Origin of the sequence: Actinomycetospora atypica, from assembly GCF_042653685.1 — a bacterium.
Classification (GTDB): domain Bacteria; phylum Actinomycetota; class Actinomycetes; order Mycobacteriales; family Pseudonocardiaceae; genus Actinomycetospora; species Actinomycetospora atypica.
Genome location: NZ_JBHSIV010000007.1, coordinates 1 through 16,530, shown reverse-complemented (window position 1 = coordinate 16,530; position 16,530 = coordinate 1). Strand labels below are relative to the sequence as shown.

The following is a 16,530-nucleotide window of genomic DNA, read 5'->3' as shown; positions in this document are numbered from 1 at the left end:
ACGACGAGTCCCGGGAGACCTGGGTGATCGGTGAGCCGCCGGTGGCGGGGCGCTACCCGGAGGAGACCTCGGCCGCGCTGTGGGCCGGGCACGAGTTCGCCCCGCTGCCGCTCGGGGCTGGGTCGCGGGGCGGCGGACGAGTCGGCCTGTAAGCCGGATCCTGTGCCCACGGCCCCTCACGGGTCCGCGGGCGGCGACCATCCATCTCGGCCCGCCGTTGCCGACGGGCTCCAGCGGTCTACCCGCAGGTCTCGGGCGGGCAGCCCTCGAACGACCTGCGCAGCGAGCCGGAGCTCGCCTTCTTGACCTTGCTCCGGGTGGGGTTTACCGAGCCGCCCTGGTCACCCAGGGCGCTGGTGGTCTCTTACACCACCGTTTCACCCTCACCACCAGTTCCCTGATGGCGGTCTGTTCTCTGTGGCACTGTCCCGCGGGTCACCCCGGGTTGCTGTTGGCAACCACCCTGCCCTGTGGAGTCCGGACTTTCCTCGACGGGACCTCGTGGGTCCCGACGCGGCCGCCCGGCCGGCTCGTCCGCCACGGTCGATCGTAGCGGTGCCGCCTTGTCGTGAGGTCCGGGCCACGCATGATCACGACTTCTGCGGCGAGTCGCCTCTCCCCTTGGGCATGTCGCCACTGAAGTTCCGATCATGGTCGGGGCCGGGCCCGTGCGTGGCGCCCTCCTGCCGCTGGACGTCAGCGACGTGCCATCGCTGACACCCGGGGCCGGCACCCGAGCGCGGGATCGTGAGCACGGCTACCGTCCCCGCTCGTGCCGGAGACGCAGCGCAGCGGAGCTCGACCATGACCATCGGGACGCCGCACCACGGGGCCGACCTGTCGTGACCGACCCCAGCGCGCTCCAGATCGTCCTGCTCGTGGTGCTCGGCCTCCTCGCCGGCGCGGTCAACGCCGTCGCGGGCGGCGGGTCGCTGATCGTGTTCCCGGTCCTGCTCGGGGTCGGGCTCCCCCCGCTGCAGGCCAACGTCACCAACTCGGTCGCGCAGTGGCCGGGCTACATCGGCTCGACGCTCAGCGCGCGCAGCGACCTCGCCGGGCAGCGCCGTCGGGCGACGCTGACCGGGATCGTCGCGGTGCTGGGCTCGGTGGTCGGCTGCAGCCTGCTGCTGGTGCTGCCCGCGTCGGTCTTCGACGCGATCGTCCCCGTGCTCGTCCTGCTCGCCAGCATCACGCTCGGGTTCCAGCCGCAGCTCAAGCGGGCCAGCGCGGCCGCGGCACGGCGTCGTCGGGAACGGCAGGGCACGGCGCACGAGGAGGTCCCCGAGCAGCGCTACGGCGTCCTGCTGCCGGTCACCTTCGTCGCCTGCGTCTACGGCGGCTACTTCGGCGGCGCGCTCGGCGTCATCCTCATCGCGGTGCTCTCGCTGCTGGTGAACGACACCCTGCAGCGCCTCAACGCCCTCAAGGTGCTCCTCTCGCTGCTCACCGCGACGGCGTCGGTGGTCATCTTCGCGATCTTCGCGCCGGTGGACTGGTTCGCGGTGCTGCTGCTCGCGCCCTCGACGCTGGTCGGCGGCTACCTCGGCATCCTCGTGGCGAAGCGGATGCCGGACGCGGTGCTGCGCTGGTCGGTCGTGGTGCTCGGGATCGCGGTGGCGGTCTACCTCTTCGTCCGGGGCTAGCGGCCCACCGTGGCCGTCCTCGCGGTCGCCCTCCTGGCCGCGGTCCTCGTCGTCGCGGTCGCCCGGCCGCGGGGGCTGCCCGAGGCGTCGGCGGCGGTGCCGGCCGCGGCGGTCGTCGTCGGGGTCGGCCTGCTGTCCCCGGCGGCGGCGTGGAGCGAGGTGGTCGAGCTCGGCCCGACCGTCGGGTTCCTCGCCGCGGTCCTCGTCCTCGCCCACCTCGCCGACGCCGAGGGCGTGTTCACCTGGGCCGGGTCGCTGCTGGGTCGGCGGCGGCTGTTCGGGCGGGTCTTCGGCGTGGCCGCGGCGACGACGGCCGTGCTGAGTCTCGATGCGACCGTGGTGCTGCTGACCCCGGTCGTCGTCCGGACCGCCCGGCGCCTACGGGTCGCGGCGGCCCCCGCCGCCTACGTGTGCGCCCACCTGGCCAACTCGGCGTCGCTGCTGCTGCCGGTGTCGAACCTGACGAACCTGCTCGCGGTCGGGGCGACCGACCTGTCGTTCCTGCACTTCGCCGCCCTCATGGCGCTGCCGTGGCTCGTGGTGCTCGCCGTCGAGTACGTGGGCCTGCGCTGGGTCTTCCGCCGCGAACTGCGCGAGGAGAACGCTCGTCCGGACCACGAGGCGATGCCGGTCGCCGTGCCCGGGTTCGCCCTCGTCGTGCTCGCGCTCACCCTCGCGGGGTTCGCCGCCGCGTCGCCGCTGGGGATCGAGCCGGTGTGGGTGGCGGTGGTCGGGGCGGCGGTGCTGGCAGCGCGCTCGCTCGTGGCGCGGCGGACCTCGGCGCGGGCCCTGGTCGGGGCGGCCTCTCCGCTGTTCTGCGTGTTCGTGCTGGCGCTCGGCATCGTCGTCGCGGCCGTCGGGCAGCACGGGTTGGGCGGGCTGCTGGCCTCGCTCCTCGCCGGGCTCGGCACCGGGCTCGGCGGGCTGCTCGCGGTCGCGGCGCTCGCGGCGGTGCTGGCGAACGTCGTGAACAACCTGCCCGCGACGCTCCTGCTGCTCGCCGCCCTCGGACCGGCACCGGCGCCCGTCGTCGTGCTGGCCATGCTGATCGGGGTGGGGGTGGGCCCCAACCTCACCTACGTCGGCTCGCTCGCGACCCTGCTGTGGAGGCGGGTGATGCTCAACGAGGGCCTGGAGCCGTCGCTGCGGCGGTTCACGGTCGCGGGGCTGGTGACCACGCCGGCGGCGCTGGTGCTCGGCGTATGTGCCCTCTGGGCCTGTGAGCACTTTCCGGGGCTATAGCCCCGGAAAGTGCTCACGAGCGCGCCAGCGCACACGCCATCCCCACCGGCACCACGTCCGGGCGGGCGACCGGCCAGTCGGTGACGTCGACCAGGCCGGGCTCCACGAGCGGGCCGCCGAGCGCCGCGGCCAGCTCGGCGCGCGAGCGCAGGGTGACCGGGTTGGCGCTGTGCCGGAACTCCTCGGCGGCGGCCCGGATGCGCGCGGACAGGTCGGGGTCGGGCTGCTCGTCGGTGACGTGGCTGATCGCGAGGGCGCTGCCGGGCGCGAGGCGGTCCCGGTAGGGCGCGAGCACCGCCGTGAGGTCGCCGGGCACGTAGTGCAGCACCGCGATCGCGAGCACCGCGACGGGGCGGTCGAAGTCGAGGAGGCCCGCCACCCCGGGCGCGCCGAGCACGGTGTCGGCGTCGACGAGGTCGGCCAGGGTGATCGTCGCCCGGTCGACCGTGGCCAGGAGCTGGCGGGCGTGCGCCACCGCGACGGCCTCGTGGTCGACGTAGGCCACCCGCGCGGCGGGCGCCACCTCGTGCACGTTCCCGACGGTCGGCACCCCCGAGCCCAGGTCGAGGAACTGGTCGATGCCGTCGGCGAGGCAGCGGTGCACGACGCGCCGCAGGTAGTCGCGGTTGGAGCGGGCGGCGTGGCGGGCCGTGTGGTTCGAGGCCTCGATGCGGTCGGCCTGCGCCCGGTCGACCGCGAAGTTGTGCGCGCCGCCGAGCCAGTAGTCGTACATCCGGGCGACGTTGGCGCGGTCGACGTCGACGCCCTCGGGCGGTCCGATCACGGCAGGTAGGAGGTCTCGTTCACGAGCCGCACGCTCGCGCCGCCGTCGGACCAGAAGTCGACGACCGAGAGGCAGGCGAGGTCGAGGTGGAGCCGGAAGAGCAGCGAGGGCCCGGCGTCGAGGGCCCGCTTGAGGATCATCTTGATCGGGGTCACGTGGCTGACCAGCACGATCGTGGAGCCGGCGGCACGCTCCAGCAGCTCGTCGAGCGCGGTGTGGACCCGGCGCTCGACGTCGTCGAACGACTCCCCCTCCGGCGGCGCCACCGACGGGTCGCCCAGCCAGGTGCGGTGCACCTCGGGGTCCCGCCCGGCCGCCTCGCGGAAGGTCAGCCCCTCCCACGACCCGAAGTCGGTCTCGATGAACCCGTCGTCGACCTCGACCGGCAGCCCGAGCGCGCCGGCGACCGCGCCCGCCGTCGACGCCGCGCGTGCCAGCGGGGAGGACACGATCGCGGCGGCGGTGGGGTACCGCGCGGCGACCGCGGCGGCCGCGGCGGCCGCCTGGGCCTGCCCCAGCTCGGTGAGCTCGGGGTTGCCGCGCCCGGAGTAGCGGCGCTCCACCGAGAGCGGCGACTGGCCGTGGCGGAGCAGGACGATCCTCGTCGGGACCGCCTCCCCGCGCCCGGTCCATGCCCCCGCAGCGTCCTTCCCCGTCGCTCCGCTCGCCCCGCCGCCGCTCACTTCTTCGTCCGGACGACGATGGCCCCGCAGTTCTCGCAGCGGACCACGTCGTCGGGCGCCGCGGCCTGGATGTCGCGCAGCTCGCTGCGGTCGATCTCCAGCCGGCACGCCCCGCAGCGGTTCCCGACGAGCTCGCCGGCGCCGGGCCCGCCGCGCGAGCGGAGCTTGTCGTAGAGCCCGACGAGGTCGGCGGGCAGCTCGGCCACGAGGGCGGTCCGCTCCTCGCCGCGGCGGGCCTCCTGGACCCCGATGTCGTCGAGCACGCCGTCGCGGCGCTCGACGGCGTCCTCGAGGGCGGTCTTCGCCTCGTCGTACGCCGAGGTCTCGTGCTTGAGGTCGATGCCCGCGGCCTCCTGGCGCTCCATCACCTCGAGCTGCTCCTCCTCGAGCACCGCGCGGCGGCGCTCCAGCGAGGCCAGCTCGTGGTTCAGGTCGGTCGCCTGCTTCGCCGAGACCGAGCCGTTGTCGAGCAGCTGGCGGTCGCGGGTCTCGCGGGTGCGGACCTGCTCCACCTCCCGGTCGAGCTTCGCGACGTCCCGGTCGAGGTCGGACAGGGCGGTCTGCGCGACGACGACCGCATCGGCCGCGGCACGGAAGGCCCGTTCGGCCTCCTCGACGGCGAGCTGCTCGGGCAGGGTGCGGCGGCGGTGCTCGGCGCGGGCGAGCTCGCCGTCGACCCCGGCGAGGTCGAGCAGGCGGCGTTGGGCGGCGGGGTCGGCCTTCACGGAGTTCCTCTCTTGACCGGATTCCGGCTCGCTGCTCCCAGCGTCCACGGATCCGTGCGCAGCGTCGAGACGGTGACGGTCGCGTCGGGCAGGGCCCCCCGCAGCACGTCGGCGGCCTGGGCGCACCAGGGGTGCTCGGAGGCCCAGTGCGCCACGTCCACCAGGGCCGGGGCGCCGGGGCGTTGCAGGTGCTCGTCGGCGGGGTGGTGGCGCAGGTCGGCGGTGACGTAGGCGTCGACCCCGGCCTGCCGGACGAGGCCGAGCATCGAGTCGCCCGCCCCGCCCGAGACGGCGACCCGGGCGATCGTCCGAGCCGGGTCACCCGCTCCGCGCACGCCCCAGGCCGTCGTCGGGAGGGCCTGCTCCACCCGCGCGACGAACGCCTCGAAGCTCTCCGGGGCGGGCAGGTGCCCGATCCGGCCGATGCCCGACGAGGCGTCGAGCGGCCCCTCGACCGCCACGCCGAGCGCGTCGGCCAGGGCGTCGGAGACCCCGGGGGCGGCGGCGTCGGCGTTGGTGTGGGCGGCGAACAGCGCGACCCGGGCGCGGACGAGGCGGTGGACCACCGAGCCCTTCGGCTCGTCGGCCGGCACGCCGTGCACCCCGCGCAGCAGCAGCGGGTGGTGGGTGACCAGCAGGTCGGCGCCGGCCCCGATCGCCTCCTCGACCACCGCGGGCGACGGGTCGACCGCGACGACGATGCGGGTGGCCGGTTCGGCGGGGTCGCCGCACACCAGCCCGACGGCGTCCCAGTCCTGGGCGAGCGCGGGCGGGTACGCGGCCTCGAGGGCGGCGACCGCAGCAGAGACGGTGGGCATCGTGGCGCCATTGTGGTCCACCCGACCGACAGCCGGGATGATCGGTCCCGTGCTGTCGATCGTCACCGTCTGCTCGGGCAACATCTGCCGCTCCCCGATGGCCGAGAAGGTCCTGCGCTCCGCGCTGGCCGACGCCGGTCTCGCCGAGGAGGTGCGCGTCTCCAGCGTCGGCATCGGTCCGTGGCACGCCGGGGAGGACATGGACCCCCGCGCCGCCGCGACGCTGCAGGCGCACGGCTACGAGATCGGCCACGTCGCCCGGCAGGTGGACGGCGACATCGCCGAGGCCGACCTGGTGCTCGCAGCCACCGGCGACCACGTCCGCGACCTGCGCCGCGCCGGCGCCCCGGCCGACACGGTCCGGCTGCTGCGCTCCTTCGACCCGGCCGCCCCGCAGGGCGCCGAGGTCCCCGATCCCTACTACGGCGGCGACGACGGGTTCGACGAGGTCCTCGCGATGATCGAGGCCGCGACGCCGGGGATCGTGGCGTGGGTGGGCGAGCAGGGATGAAGGACGGACGCGGAGCGCAGCGGAGCCGGACCATCGAGCCCGTGGAGCGCCTGACGGGCCACGCGGTCGTCGGGACCCGGTCACTGGGCTCGGTCACCCGCTGCTCGCTCGATGACGGCCGGGAGGTGGTCGCGAAGTCCGGGGACACGCAGCGAAGCGGAGCTGGACCATCGACGCGCGTGGCGGCGGAGGCCGCGGGGCTGCGCTGGCTCGCGGCGGCGGAGGCCGTGGCCGTGCCGGCCGTGCTCGGGGCCGACGACGGGTGGCTCGTCACCGAGGCCGTCGCGTCGGGCTCGTCGTCGCGGGAGGCGGCGGAGGGGTTCGGGCGCTCGCTGGCGGCGATGCACGCGGCCGGCGCCCCGGCCTTCGGTTCACCCCCGCCCGGCGGGCCGGCCGACGCGTGGATCGGGGACGCGCCGATGCGCAACGAGGCCCACGACGGCCCCTGGCTCGACTGGTACGTCGAGCAGCGGGTGCTGCCCTACGCGCGGCTGGCGGTCGACCGCGGCGCGATGTCGGGCGACCAGGCCGCCCGGATCGAGAGCGCCGTCGGCCGGCTCGACCCCGGTCCCGACGAGCCCCCCGCGCGGCTGCACGGCGACCTGTGGAGCGGGAACGTGCTGTGGGGGCCCGAGGGCGCGGTCGTCATCGACCCGGCCGCGCACGGCGGGCACCGCGAGACCGACCTGGCGATGCTCGCGGTGTTCGGGCTCCCGCACCTGGAGACCGTCCTGGCCGCCTACGACGAGGCCGTGCCGCTGGCCGCGGGGTGGCGCGACCGGGTGGGGCTGCACCAGCTCTTCCCGCTGCTGGTGCACGCGGCCCTCTTCGGCGGGGGCTACGCCGACGCCGCCGTGCGCACCGTGACCTGACGCCGGGCGCGGCATACTGGACAGGTGCGCTTCCTCCTCCGCCCCGGGTGGATCGCCCTGACCCTGGCGGTCGCCGGGTTCGCCTTCGGCTGCTACTACCTGCTCGCCCCGTGGCAGTTCCACCGCAGCGACGAGCGCGCCGGCAACAACGCCGCCCTCACCCGCGCGGTCTCCACGGCGCCGGTCCCGCGGGGCGCGCTCGTCCCGCGCGGCACGGAGCCCGACGACGAGGCCGCCTGGCGGCAGGTCGTGGTCACCGGCACCTACCAGCCCGGCGAGGTCCTCGCCCGGCTCCGCTCGGTCGACGGCGCCGCCGCGAGCGAGGTGCTCACGCCGCTGCGCACCACCGACGGCGAGACCCTGCTGGTCGACCGCGGCTACGTCCGGCCGGCGGGCACGGTGCTGCCACCGGTCCCGCCCGCGCCCGGGGGCGTGGTGACGGTCGTGGCCTACCAGCGCCCCGACGAGACGCCGTCGGACCGCGCGCCGATCGACCAGGCGGGCTACCGGCAGTTCTACGCGATCGACACGGCGCAGATCGGCGCCCTGACCGGGACCGCGTTCAGCCCCGGCTACCTGCAGCTGCTGCCCGGCCAGCCGGGGGTCGTCACGGCCGTGCCGCTCCCCCAGCCCGACCCGAACCCCTCGTACTCCTACGCGTGGCAGTGGCTGATCTTCGGGATCATGGCGGTCGGCGGCTGGGCCTACTTCGTGCGCCTGGAGTACCGCACCCGCCGGGAGGAGACCGGGGCACCCGACGAGCCGGAGACCCCGGCCGCCCCGCGGACCACGGCCGAGGTGCTGGCCGACCGCTACGGCCGCTGACCGACCGGCACATCCGGCGGCCCGGCGGCCCCGACGGCCCCACCTGCTGATGATCACCGTGGCAGGGCGGCGGCGACCCCGGCGGCGAGCAGTGCGGACGCGACCGTGACGGCCCGGGAGAGCCGCACGGCCCGGGCGAGGTCGGCGACGGCGGGCGGCGGGCCGGAGCCGAGGGTCGGGCGCTCCTGGACGCCGTAGGGGTAGACGGTCCGTCCCCCCAGCCGGCGACCGAGCGCCCCGGCGAACGCCGCCTCGACCGGGCCGGCGTTGGGACTCGGGTGCGCCGCCGCGTCGCGTCGCCACGCGGCCAGGGCCGCGCCCGGACAGCCCCCGACCAGCGGGGCGGCCCCCGCGGTGAGCAGGGCGGCGACCCGGGCGGGGACGCCGTTGAGGACGTCGTCGAGCCGGGCGCTCGCCCAGCCGAACCGGGTGTGGCGCACGGAGAGGTGCCCGACCATCGCGTCGAGCGTGTTCGCCGCCCGGTAGCCGAGCAGGCCCGGCACCCCCGCCACCGCCCCCCACACCAGCGGCGCGACGACCGCGTCGGAGGTGTTCTCGGCGACCGACTCGAGGGCCGCGCGGGCGAGGCCCGGGGCGTCGAGGGAGGACGGGTCGCGGCCGCAGAGGGAGGGCAGGCGTCGTCGGGCCGCGGGCAGGTCGGCCGCCGCCAGCTCCGCGGCGAGCGCCGCCCCCTCCCCGGCCAGGGAGCGCCCGCCGAGCACCGTCCACGTGGACGCCGCGGTGAGGAGCACGGTGGCGGCCGGCGACCGGGAGGCCCCGCGCTCCAGCAGGGCCCCGCCGAGGATGGTGGCCCCCACGAGCACCCCGGCGTGCGCGGTGCCCCGGACCCGCGAGTCGGCCCACCACGCCCGCTCGAGGCGGGCCGCGGCCGCGCCGAAGCCGGCGACGGGGTGGCCGCGGCGGGGGTCGCCGAACACGGCGTCGGCGACCACGCCGAGCAGGAGGCCGAGGGCTCGTCCGCGCATCGGCCCATGATCGCAGACCGAGTCCAATTGTCAGTGGACACTGACGTTCGTCGTCGCTAACGTTAGTGACAGCCGACACGAGGAGGAGCCATGGGACGACCGGTCGCGTTCTTCGAGGTGACCAGCCCCGACCACCGGAGGGCGCAGCGCTTCTACGCCGAGCTGTTCGAGTGGCAGGTGGCCGAGGACCCGGACGGGTACGCCCTGGTCGACACCGGGGCGGGGTCCGACGCGGTGGGGGGCGGCATCGGGCCGTCGCAGGCGCCCGGCGACACGGGCGTCAAGATCTACGTGCGGGTCGACGACCTCGACGCGACCCTGGCCCGCGCCGCCGAGCTCGGAGGGACGCCCGTCCTCGCCCCGACCGACCTGCCGGGGGACTTCGGGCGGATCGCGGTGCTCGCCGACCCCGACGGCAACCCGGTCGGGCTGTGGGCATGACACCGGACCCCACCGACGAGGTGCTGCGCGCCCTGGCCGAGCCGCGGCGGCGGGCGATCCTCGAGCTGGTGGCCCACTCCGAGCTGGCGGCCGGGGAGATCGCCGCGGCGTTCGACGTGTCCCGCACCGCGGTGAGCCAGCACCTGACCGTGCTCAAGGAGGCCGGGCTGCTCCACGAGCGGCGGGAGGCCACCCGCCGGTTGTACCGGGCGCGCCCCGAGGGCCTCGCCGGCCTGCGGGACCTGCTCGACGACCTCTGGGGGGCCTCCCTGGACACCGCGCGGCGGCTCGTCGAGGCCGACCGCGCCGCCGGGACCGGGGAGGCCGGCCGGGGCGCCGGCCCGGACGAGGGGGTCGCGTGAGCGAGGAGTCCGCCCGCGTCCTGCCCCTGCGCCGGCCGCCGGTGCGGCAGTCGACGCTCGTCCGCAGCACGCTCGAGCACACCTTCACGGTCTTCGTGGAGACCATCGGGCAGTGGTGGCCGCTGCGCCCGTACTCGGCGGGCGGCGAGCGGGCCCGCGACGTCGCCCTCGAGGGCCGGCCGGGCGGGCGGGTCTACGAGACGTGGGAGGACGGCACCGTCGTCGAGTGGGGCCATCTGCTCGCCTGGGAGCCGCCGCACCGCCTCGTCATGACCTGGACGCCGACCCCGTCGCCCACCGAGGTCGAGCTGGCCTTCGCCGCCCTGGGGCCCGCGCTGACCCGGGTGTCGGTCGAGCACCGCGGCTGGGAGTCCCTGACCGCCGAGCAGCTCGCGCAGGACTGCGCCACCCCCGGCGGCTACACCGGCGGCGGGTTCACCCGCGGCTGGGCCACGATCCTGGGCCGCCTCACCGCGGCCGCCGAAGCCACCCCCGAGGAGACACCGTGACCTTCCACGCCTACCGCCTCGTCCCGCCGCGGCCGACGTTCGCGCAGGACATGACCGACCAGGAGGCCGCCGTCATGGCCGAGCACGCGCAGTACTGGCAGGAGCTCGTCGACCGGGGGACGGCCGTCGCCTTCGGACCGGTCGCCGACCCGGCCGGCGTGTGGGGCCTCGCCCTGATCGAGGTCGACTCCGACGACGAGGCCGCCGCGATCCGCGACCACGACCCGGCGGTCGTCCGGGGCGTCGCCCGCGGCGAGATGCACCCGATGCTCGGCGCGACGCTCCGGGCGGCCCAACGGGCGTGACAGGCTGGCCGCCGTGACCTTCAGCGAGCAGCTCTGGGACTCCGCGGCCGACGTCTACGACGCGATCCGCGTCCACCCGTTCCTCACCGGCCTGACCGACGGGACGCTGCCGCACGACGCGTTCGGCCACTTCGTCGTGCAGGACGGGCTCTACCTGCGCGGGTACGCCCGGGCGCTCGCGGTGCTGGCCGCACGGGCCCCCACCGAGCACGACACGACGATGTTCGCCCAGCACGCCGCCGGGGCGATCGCCGCCGAGCAGGAGATGCACGCGGAGCTCTCGGAGTCGCTGGCGATCGACCGGGACGCCGCGGCGGCCCCGACGACGCTCGCGTACACCAGCTACCTGCTCGCGACGGTGCACGGCGGCTCCTTCGCCGAGGGCCTCGGCGCCGTCCTGCCGTGCTACTGGATTTACGCGCGGGTGGGCGAGGCGCTGCTCGCGGAGTCCTCGCCCGACCCGCTCTACGCCCGCTGGATCGCCCTGTACGGCGGCGAGGAGTTCCAGGCCGTGGTCGACGCGGCGGTCGGGGTGATCGACCGGGTCGCGGACGACCTCGGGCCGGCCGAGCGGGCCCGCGTCGTCGGGCACTACCGGGCGACGTCGCGCTACGAGTGGATGTTCTGGGACGCGGCCTGGCGATCGGAGCGGTGGCCGGTCTGAGCACGCGGACGGCGGGCCCCCGTCCGGGGACCCGCCGTCGGTGTCTCGGGGATCAGGCCTGCGCGGACGCGCTGCGGGCCTGACCCTTCCAGTGGCGCTGGGCGTAGGCGGCGAGGCTCGAGGCCACTCCGACTCCCGCACCGGCAACGACGACCATCGACACGAACACAGCAGCCATCGGGTGGCTCCTCCTCACCACATGCACGCGTCGGGACCGGTGGGCGGGTCCGGATGACCCGGTCGGCACGCCGACGCTTGCGAACGTCGGATGCTGTCTGCATCCACCCCGTAGGACGCCCCGGTCCGCGCGTGTGTTCCATCGTCATCCGGTGTCGTGCCGTGTCCCGTGTCACCCTCGTCGAATGCCGTTCCGACGATGAAGCAGGCAATTCGGACATTTCGTGGATAACGGGCCGACTTGTTTGTCGTGCCCGCCCCGGGGTTAATGGTTCGCACCAGTGGGCGAGTAGTGCTCGCACGGCGGGAGGACACGACGTGACAGAAGCGATGGAGGCCGGGTCGTCCGGGGCTCCGGACAACATCACGGTGACCGACACCCCGACGATGAAGCGCGCGGTGGGCGCGGCGGCGGTCGGCAACATCACCGAGTGGTTCGACTTCGGCGTCTACGCCTACCTGGCGACGACGATCGAGGCGAACTTCTTCCCGCCCGACAACCCGACGCTCGCCCAGGTCGGCACGTTCGCGGGCTTCGCGGTGTCGTTCCTGGTCAGGCCGCTGGGCGGCCTGTTCTTCGGCCCGCTGGGCGACCGCATCGGCCGCACCAAGGTCCTCTCGATCACCGTCATCATGATGGCCGTCGGGACGTTCCTGCTCGGCTTCATCCCGCCCTACTCGGCGATCGGCATCTGGGCGCCGATCCTGCTGGTGCTCTGCCGCGTGGTGCAGGGCTTCTCCACCGGCGGTGAGTACGCGGGCGCGATGACGTTCATCGCCGAGTACTCCCCCGATCGCCGGCGCGGATTCTTCGGCAGTTTCCTCGAGTGCGGCACATTCATCGGCTACGCGCTCGGCGCCACCGTCGCGACGGTCATCCCGCTCGTGTCCTCCCCCGACTTCGCGTCCACCTGGGCGTGGCGCATCCCGTTCTTCATCGCGCTGCCGCTGGGCATCGTCGGGGTCTACCTGCGCGTCAAGCTCGAGGAGACGCCGGCGTTCCAGACGCTGCTATCGGAATCCGAGGAACGCGAGGGCAGCCAGGCCGGCGCGAGCATCAAGAAGCTCTTCGTCACGTACTGGCCGGCGATGCTCACCGCGGGCGGTCTCGTGGTCGCCTGGAACATCACCAACTACATGCTGACCAGCTACATGCCGACGTTCCTCGAGGACAACGTCAGCGCGGTGGGCGGCAAGGCGATCGACACCACGACCTCGCAGATCATCCAGATCGCGATCCTGTGGATCGCGGTGCTGATCATCCCGGTCCTCGGGATGTACTCCGACCGCATCGGCCGCAAGCCGCTGCTGATCGGCGGCTCGGTCGCGCTGATCGTCCTGGCGTTCCCGATGCTCTACGTCCTGCAGACCGGCTCGGTCCTGCTGGTCACGGTGGGCCTCGCGGTCATGGGCCTGATCCTCATCCTGTTCTCCTCGACGTGCCCGTCGACGCTGCCCGCGCTGTTCCCCACCGAGGTCCGCTACGGCGGCCTGTCGATCTCGTTCAACATCTTCGTGTCGGCCTTCGCCGGCACCACGTCGCTGCTGATGACCGGCCTGGTCCTCGGCACCGGCTGGGGCTACTGGCCGGCGGTCTACCTGATCTTCGCCGGGATCGTGGGCCTCGTCGCGCTGCTCAAGCTCCGCGACACCGCGGGGCGGCCGCTGCCGGGGTCGAACCCCTCGGTCTCCACCCCGGAGGAGGCGCGGGAGCTCGCCCGCGCGGGCGGTGGCGGACACAGCTGACCCGACCGGCGCCCCGGCCCCGTCCTCCCCGCGGAGGGCGGGGCCGTCGCGTGCGCGGGGCCGTCGCGTGCGCGGGCAGGACGGGGCCGGGCTCAGGCCGCGCGGCGCAGGACGAACCGGCTCTCGACGACGGTCGTGTACGTGCCCGAGGAGTGCACGTAGCCGGTCGGGTAGAGCGCGTGGTGCGGTCCGCCGAACTGGACCAGCTCCCAGCCGTCGCGCCCGAGGCGGTTGAGGTGCTCGGCGAACAGCCGCGCCCACGGCACGCTGTAGGGCCGGTACTCCTCGAAGATGAGCTCGTCCTTCGGCCCGATCGCGTAGGCCTGCCACTCGGCGGTGTCGTGGCTGCTCGACCCCGGATCGAGGTCGCCCTTGGCCAGCTGCACCGCCGAGATCTCCAGGGTCGCGTACTCCCAGGTCGTCACACGAGAAGACCCTGCCACCTGCCGGGGCGCGGGCGTCACGAGGCCCGGCGCCGACGGGCCTCGTCGGGCACCGGGAACGACGGACGGGGCGACCGGATGGGGCGGACCGCGGCACGGCCCGGCACATGGCGACGCAGCGCGGTGCGGCCGCCCACGGGGATCCCGGCGCGCGGGCGCTCGACGCGGCGGCCGGCGAGGGTCTGCGGCCCACGGCCCGGGGCGGCGGCCGGCGAGTCGCCGAGCAGGAAACCGGCCCCCTTCGCCAGCAGACCGAGCAGGATCGCGGCGATCCCGAGGACCAGTCCCCCCGAGAGCGCGATGAGGGCCACGCCGCCCACGACGAGCCCGAATCCGGTGAGGAGGAGGACCGCCGAGCGCATCCTCGACACGCTATGTGCCGGTGCGGCCGTCCGCGCTAGGCCGAACGGGTCCTGTCGAAGATCGTGACGTGCTCGGAGTGCAGCCGTAAGGTGCAGCAGGACGATCAGCTGGAGGGGTGCATGAGGGAAATCGTGGTCCGGTACATCAACGGCCCGCTGCAGGGACAGGGCGCGATCTCCGTCCCCGACGGCGCTCCGGAGGAGCCGCCGCTGATCCAGCGGATCCCGCTCCCCGGCAAGGAGCGCGGGGTCCAGCAGACGATGTCCCGCCTGGTCGGCGAGGCGCAGCACGCCGTGTACGAGCGGACCGTCCTGAACCCCGACTCCGGGGAGTGGGAGTTCCAGCTCGTCCGCATCGAGTAGGACGTCGGACGCCGCCGGACATGGCCCCCGGCGGCGCTCCCGGGAGAGGATGGCGCGATGACCGGTGCCGAGCGAGGGGCATCGCCCCACTCCCCCGACCGCGGGATCGTCGTGCGCCCCGCCGACGACGACGACGCCCCGCGGATCGCGGACGTGTTCGCGGGCTACGTGCTCGCCTCCGTCGCGACCTTCGTCGAGGACCCGCCCTCGACCGCCACGTGGCTCGAGCGGCTGGCGGCGGCGCGTGAGCAGAAGCTCCCCTTCGTCGTGGCCGACCTCCCCGACGGTCATCCCGCCGCGCCCCGGGGCGGCCTCCGCGTCGCCGGTTTCGCCTGGTGTGCGCAGTTCCGCCCCCACGCGGCCTACCGGTACACGGTGGAGGACTCGGTCTACATCGCCCCCGAGGCCACCGGCCAGGGCCTCGGCGGCCGCCTGCTCGGCACCCTCGTCGACGACCTCGCGCACACCGGCATCCGGCAGGTCGTCGCCGTGATCGCGACGCTTCCCGCCGCGCGCCACGACACCCCGTCGATCGTGCTGCACCGCCGGCTCGGGTTCGAGGTGGTCGGCCGCATGCCCGGGGTCGGGTACAAGCAGGGGCAGTGGGTCGACACGGTGCTGATGCAGAAGGACGTGCAGCAGCGCTGACGAAGAAATCGTCGTGCTTGCCAATGGTCAACAATTACCGGACGACCGTTCGTTCCCCCACCGGGTAGTCCACACGGTTCTCGACACGGAACGGCCACCCGTCCCGGGGGAATGGGCCGGGACGACGTCACGAATACGCTCCCGGCGCGTTCCGTTGTCGGGCGCCGGATCACCTCGTCGGCGCCCGCCTCCCCGGCCGGGCGCCCGCCGCCACGGACGCCCGGCCGGGACCCCCGACCTCGGCGTCCAGCAGGTCCCCCGACCGCACCACGCCCCGCCCGACCCGTCGGGGCGTGACTGCTCAGCGCTGCCGAGCACCCGCGGCCCGCGTCCGAACGGGCGAATTCCCCCGGTCCGGCGCGGCCCGCGACTGCTACCACTGAGTGGTAGAAAAGGGCCGGATGCGCACCCATTCCGCCGTCGAACCACGACGACAATCGGCGCAACGAGCGCCGTAAAACGTGTCGTATGCAGAATGGGCGGGGCGGCAACAGCGGTTGCGGGGGGATTCTCCTATTATTCCGCTGCGTGGATGCAGTAGAGACTCGCGATCTTCTCGCGGCCGAGCCGGAGGACCTGACCGGCGACGTGGTGGGGTACGGACGCGGGTCGACCGGGAGCCCCAGCGAGGCCGGGGACCCCGACCAGCAGCGCGACACCCTGAGGGCCGCCGGGTGCACCCGCGTGTTCGTCGACTCGTCGTCGGGCAAGGGCGGCGCGGCCCGCCCGGAGTTCGACGCCTGCCTCGCCTCCCTGACCGCCGGCGACACCCTCGTCGTGGTCCGGCTCGACCGGCTCACCCGCTCGCTGCCCCAGCTCGTGACGCTCGTCAGCGAGCTCCGGACGCGGGGCGTCGGGTTCCGGTCCCTGCACGAGGGGCTCGACACCACCACCCCCGGCGGCCGCCTGGTCTTCCACGTCTTCGCCGCGCTCGCCGAGTTCCTGCGCGAGCTCCTCATCGAGGGCACCCGCGACGGCCTGGCCGCCGCCCGGGCCCGCGGCCAGCGCCTCGGGCGGCCCCCGGCCCTCAACCCCGACCAGGTCGCCCAGGCGCGGGCGATGCTCGCGCGCCCGGAGAACTCGGTCGCCTCGATCGCCCGGCTCCTCGGCGTCAGCCGTTCCACGCTCTACAAGCACGTCCCCGAGCTCGGCGGCCGCCAGATCGTGGCCCCGGACGCCGCGGTCGTGGACGGGCCCGAGGACTGAGCGACTCAGTCGCTCCTCCGACCGGCCACCCGGCGGACCGGGCGCGGTGAGGACGTCCGCCGCCGGGTCCGCCCCGTGCGGGGCGCCTCCGACGTCCGGTCCCCGTCCGGTCCGGCGGTCGCGGGCGGCGGCTCCGGGGCCGGTGGAGCGGTCGTGGGCGGCTCCGCCCGGGGCGGTGGCGGCAGGGGCCGGACGCCGGCCGGCGGGGCCGGGCG

The 16,530-nt window shown here is 74.9% G+C and carries 22 protein-coding genes and 1 other RNA gene; 14 read left to right on the top strand and 9 right to left on the bottom strand.

Annotated features, from left to right (window positions below):
• Positions 1–133 precede the first annotated feature (133 nt).
• An RNA gene (rnpB, locus tag ACFPBZ_RS08535) (RNase P RNA component class A) lies at positions 134–533 on the bottom strand.
• 309 nt (positions 534–842) lie between these two features.
• Here rnpB and ACFPBZ_RS08530 point away from each other — a divergent pair.
• Entirely contained in the window at positions 843–1,643 is an 801-nt protein-coding gene (locus ACFPBZ_RS08530) for a sulfite exporter TauE/SafE family protein (protein ID WP_378035604.1), read from the top strand.
• Between the two features lie 9 nt (positions 1,644–1,652).
• On the top strand, positions 1,653–2,885 hold the full coding sequence (locus ACFPBZ_RS08525) for an SLC13 family permease (RefSeq protein WP_378035603.1): 1,233 nt from the start codon (positions 1,653–1,655) through the stop codon (positions 2,883–2,885).
• Between the two features lie 13 nt (positions 2,886–2,898).
• Here ACFPBZ_RS08525 and ACFPBZ_RS08520 read toward each other — a convergent pair whose 3' ends face one another.
• From ACFPBZ_RS08520 to ACFPBZ_RS08505, 4 genes are read right to left on the bottom strand one after another with little or no spacing between them, the layout of a single operon-like run.
• Positions 2,899–3,669, bottom strand: a complete 771-nt coding sequence (locus tag ACFPBZ_RS08520; protein ID WP_378035602.1) for an SAM-dependent methyltransferase — start codon at positions 3,667–3,669, stop codon at positions 2,899–2,901.
• Positions 3,666–4,352: a histidine phosphatase family protein gene (locus tag ACFPBZ_RS08515; RefSeq protein WP_378035601.1), complete on the bottom strand. Its 687-nt coding sequence runs from the start codon at positions 4,350–4,352 to the stop codon at positions 3,666–3,668. Before ACFPBZ_RS08515 ends, ACFPBZ_RS08520 begins: the two co-directional genes overlap by 4 nt.
• Positions 4,349–5,077 (bottom strand): zinc ribbon domain-containing protein, encoded by a 729-nt coding sequence (locus tag ACFPBZ_RS08510; RefSeq protein WP_378035600.1) that lies wholly within the window; start codon positions 5,075–5,077, stop codon positions 4,349–4,351. The genes ACFPBZ_RS08515 and ACFPBZ_RS08510 overlap by 4 nt, the downstream gene beginning before the upstream one ends.
• Positions 5,074–5,895, bottom strand: coding sequence for a Nif3-like dinuclear metal center hexameric protein (locus ACFPBZ_RS08505; RefSeq protein ID WP_378035599.1), 822 nt, complete (start codon positions 5,893–5,895; stop codon positions 5,074–5,076). The genes ACFPBZ_RS08510 and ACFPBZ_RS08505 overlap by 4 nt, the downstream gene beginning before the upstream one ends.
• A 49-nt stretch (positions 5,896–5,944) precedes the next feature.
• Between ACFPBZ_RS08505 and ACFPBZ_RS08500 the strand changes: the two genes are divergently transcribed.
• Genes ACFPBZ_RS08500 through ACFPBZ_RS08490 form a run of 3 tightly spaced genes read left to right on the top strand, consistent with a single transcriptional unit; the run spans position 5,945 to position 8,103 of the window.
• Positions 5,945–6,406, top strand: a complete 462-nt coding sequence (locus tag ACFPBZ_RS08500) for a low molecular weight protein-tyrosine-phosphatase (protein WP_378035598.1) — start codon at positions 5,945–5,947, stop codon at positions 6,404–6,406.
• Positions 6,403–7,278 (top strand): fructosamine kinase family protein, encoded by an 876-nt coding sequence (locus ACFPBZ_RS08495; RefSeq protein ID WP_378035597.1) that lies wholly within the window; start codon positions 6,403–6,405, stop codon positions 7,276–7,278. Before ACFPBZ_RS08500 ends, ACFPBZ_RS08495 begins: the two co-directional genes overlap by 4 nt.
• Before the next feature lie 24 nt (positions 7,279–7,302).
• Positions 7,303–8,103 carry an SURF1 family cytochrome oxidase biogenesis protein gene (locus ACFPBZ_RS08490; protein WP_378035596.1) on the top strand — a complete coding sequence of 267 codons (801 nt, stop codon included), beginning with the start codon at positions 7,303–7,305 and terminating at the stop codon, positions 8,101–8,103.
• A gap of 53 nt (positions 8,104–8,156) precedes the next feature.
• Here ACFPBZ_RS08490 and ACFPBZ_RS08485 read toward each other — a convergent pair whose 3' ends face one another.
• A complete protein-coding gene (locus tag ACFPBZ_RS08485) occupies positions 8,157–9,089 on the bottom strand; it encodes a cobalamin biosynthesis protein (RefSeq protein ID WP_378035595.1) in 933 nt (310 codons plus the stop codon).
• Between the two features lie 90 nt (positions 9,090–9,179).
• Between ACFPBZ_RS08485 and ACFPBZ_RS08480 the strand changes: the two genes are divergently transcribed.
• From ACFPBZ_RS08480 to tenA, 5 genes are read left to right on the top strand one after another with little or no spacing between them, the layout of a single operon-like run.
• The gene (locus tag ACFPBZ_RS08480; RefSeq protein ID WP_378035594.1) at positions 9,180–9,530 is read left to right on the top strand and encodes a VOC family protein; all 351 of its coding nucleotides are present in this window, start codon (positions 9,180–9,182) and stop codon (positions 9,528–9,530) included.
• Complete coding sequence (locus tag ACFPBZ_RS08475; RefSeq protein WP_378035593.1) at positions 9,527–9,892, top strand: ArsR/SmtB family transcription factor; 366 nt, start codon at positions 9,527–9,529, stop codon at positions 9,890–9,892. The genes ACFPBZ_RS08480 and ACFPBZ_RS08475 overlap by 4 nt, the downstream gene beginning before the upstream one ends.
• Positions 9,889–10,401 (top strand): SRPBCC domain-containing protein, encoded by a 513-nt coding sequence (locus ACFPBZ_RS08470; protein ID WP_378035592.1) that lies wholly within the window; start codon positions 9,889–9,891, stop codon positions 10,399–10,401. The genes ACFPBZ_RS08475 and ACFPBZ_RS08470 overlap by 4 nt, the downstream gene beginning before the upstream one ends.
• Entirely contained in the window at positions 10,398–10,706 is a 309-nt protein-coding gene (locus ACFPBZ_RS08465) for a YciI family protein (protein WP_378035591.1), read from the top strand. Before ACFPBZ_RS08470 ends, ACFPBZ_RS08465 begins: the two co-directional genes overlap by 4 nt.
• Before the next feature lie 13 nt (positions 10,707–10,719).
• Positions 10,720–11,370, top strand: coding sequence for a thiaminase II (gene tenA, locus ACFPBZ_RS08460; RefSeq protein WP_378035590.1), 651 nt, complete (start codon positions 10,720–10,722; stop codon positions 11,368–11,370).
• 52 nt (positions 11,371–11,422) lie between these two features.
• Here tenA and ACFPBZ_RS08455 read toward each other — a convergent pair whose 3' ends face one another.
• Positions 11,423–11,548 carry a hypothetical protein gene (locus ACFPBZ_RS08455; RefSeq protein ID WP_378035589.1) on the bottom strand — a complete coding sequence of 42 codons (126 nt, stop codon included), beginning with the start codon at positions 11,546–11,548 and terminating at the stop codon, positions 11,423–11,425.
• Positions 11,549–11,865: 317 nt separating this feature from the next.
• Here ACFPBZ_RS08455 and ACFPBZ_RS08450 point away from each other — a divergent pair, with 317 nt between their 5' ends.
• On the top strand, positions 11,866–13,293 hold the full coding sequence (locus tag ACFPBZ_RS08450) for an MFS transporter (RefSeq protein WP_378035588.1): 1,428 nt from the start codon (positions 11,866–11,868) through the stop codon (positions 13,291–13,293).
• 92 nt (positions 13,294–13,385) lie between these two features.
• On the opposite strand, the gene ACFPBZ_RS08445 is transcribed toward ACFPBZ_RS08450, so the two are convergent.
• Both ACFPBZ_RS08445 and ACFPBZ_RS08440 read right to left on the bottom strand, forming a co-directional pair.
• Positions 13,386–13,718: a hypothetical protein gene (locus ACFPBZ_RS08445; RefSeq protein WP_378035587.1), complete on the bottom strand. Its 333-nt coding sequence runs from the start codon at positions 13,716–13,718 to the stop codon at positions 13,386–13,388.
• Positions 13,719–13,753: 35 nt separating this feature from the next.
• Positions 13,754–14,098: a hypothetical protein gene (locus tag ACFPBZ_RS08440; RefSeq protein ID WP_378035586.1), complete on the bottom strand. Its 345-nt coding sequence runs from the start codon at positions 14,096–14,098 to the stop codon at positions 13,754–13,756.
• A 120-nt stretch (positions 14,099–14,218) separates the two neighbouring features.
• On the opposite strand from ACFPBZ_RS08440, the gene ACFPBZ_RS08435 reads away from it, so the two are divergent.
• From ACFPBZ_RS08435 to ACFPBZ_RS08425, 3 genes are all read left to right on the top strand, one after another.
• Positions 14,219–14,461: a hypothetical protein gene (locus ACFPBZ_RS08435; protein ID WP_378035585.1), complete on the top strand. Its 243-nt coding sequence runs from the start codon at positions 14,219–14,221 to the stop codon at positions 14,459–14,461.
• A gap of 57 nt (positions 14,462–14,518) precedes the next feature.
• Entirely contained in the window at positions 14,519–15,109 is a 591-nt protein-coding gene (locus tag ACFPBZ_RS08430) for a GNAT family N-acetyltransferase (protein WP_378035584.1), read from the top strand.
• Positions 15,110–15,637: 528 nt separating this feature from the next.
• Entirely contained in the window at positions 15,638–16,315 is a 678-nt protein-coding gene (locus tag ACFPBZ_RS08425; protein WP_465251511.1) for a recombinase family protein, read from the top strand.
• Positions 16,316–16,530: the final 215 nt, after the last annotated feature.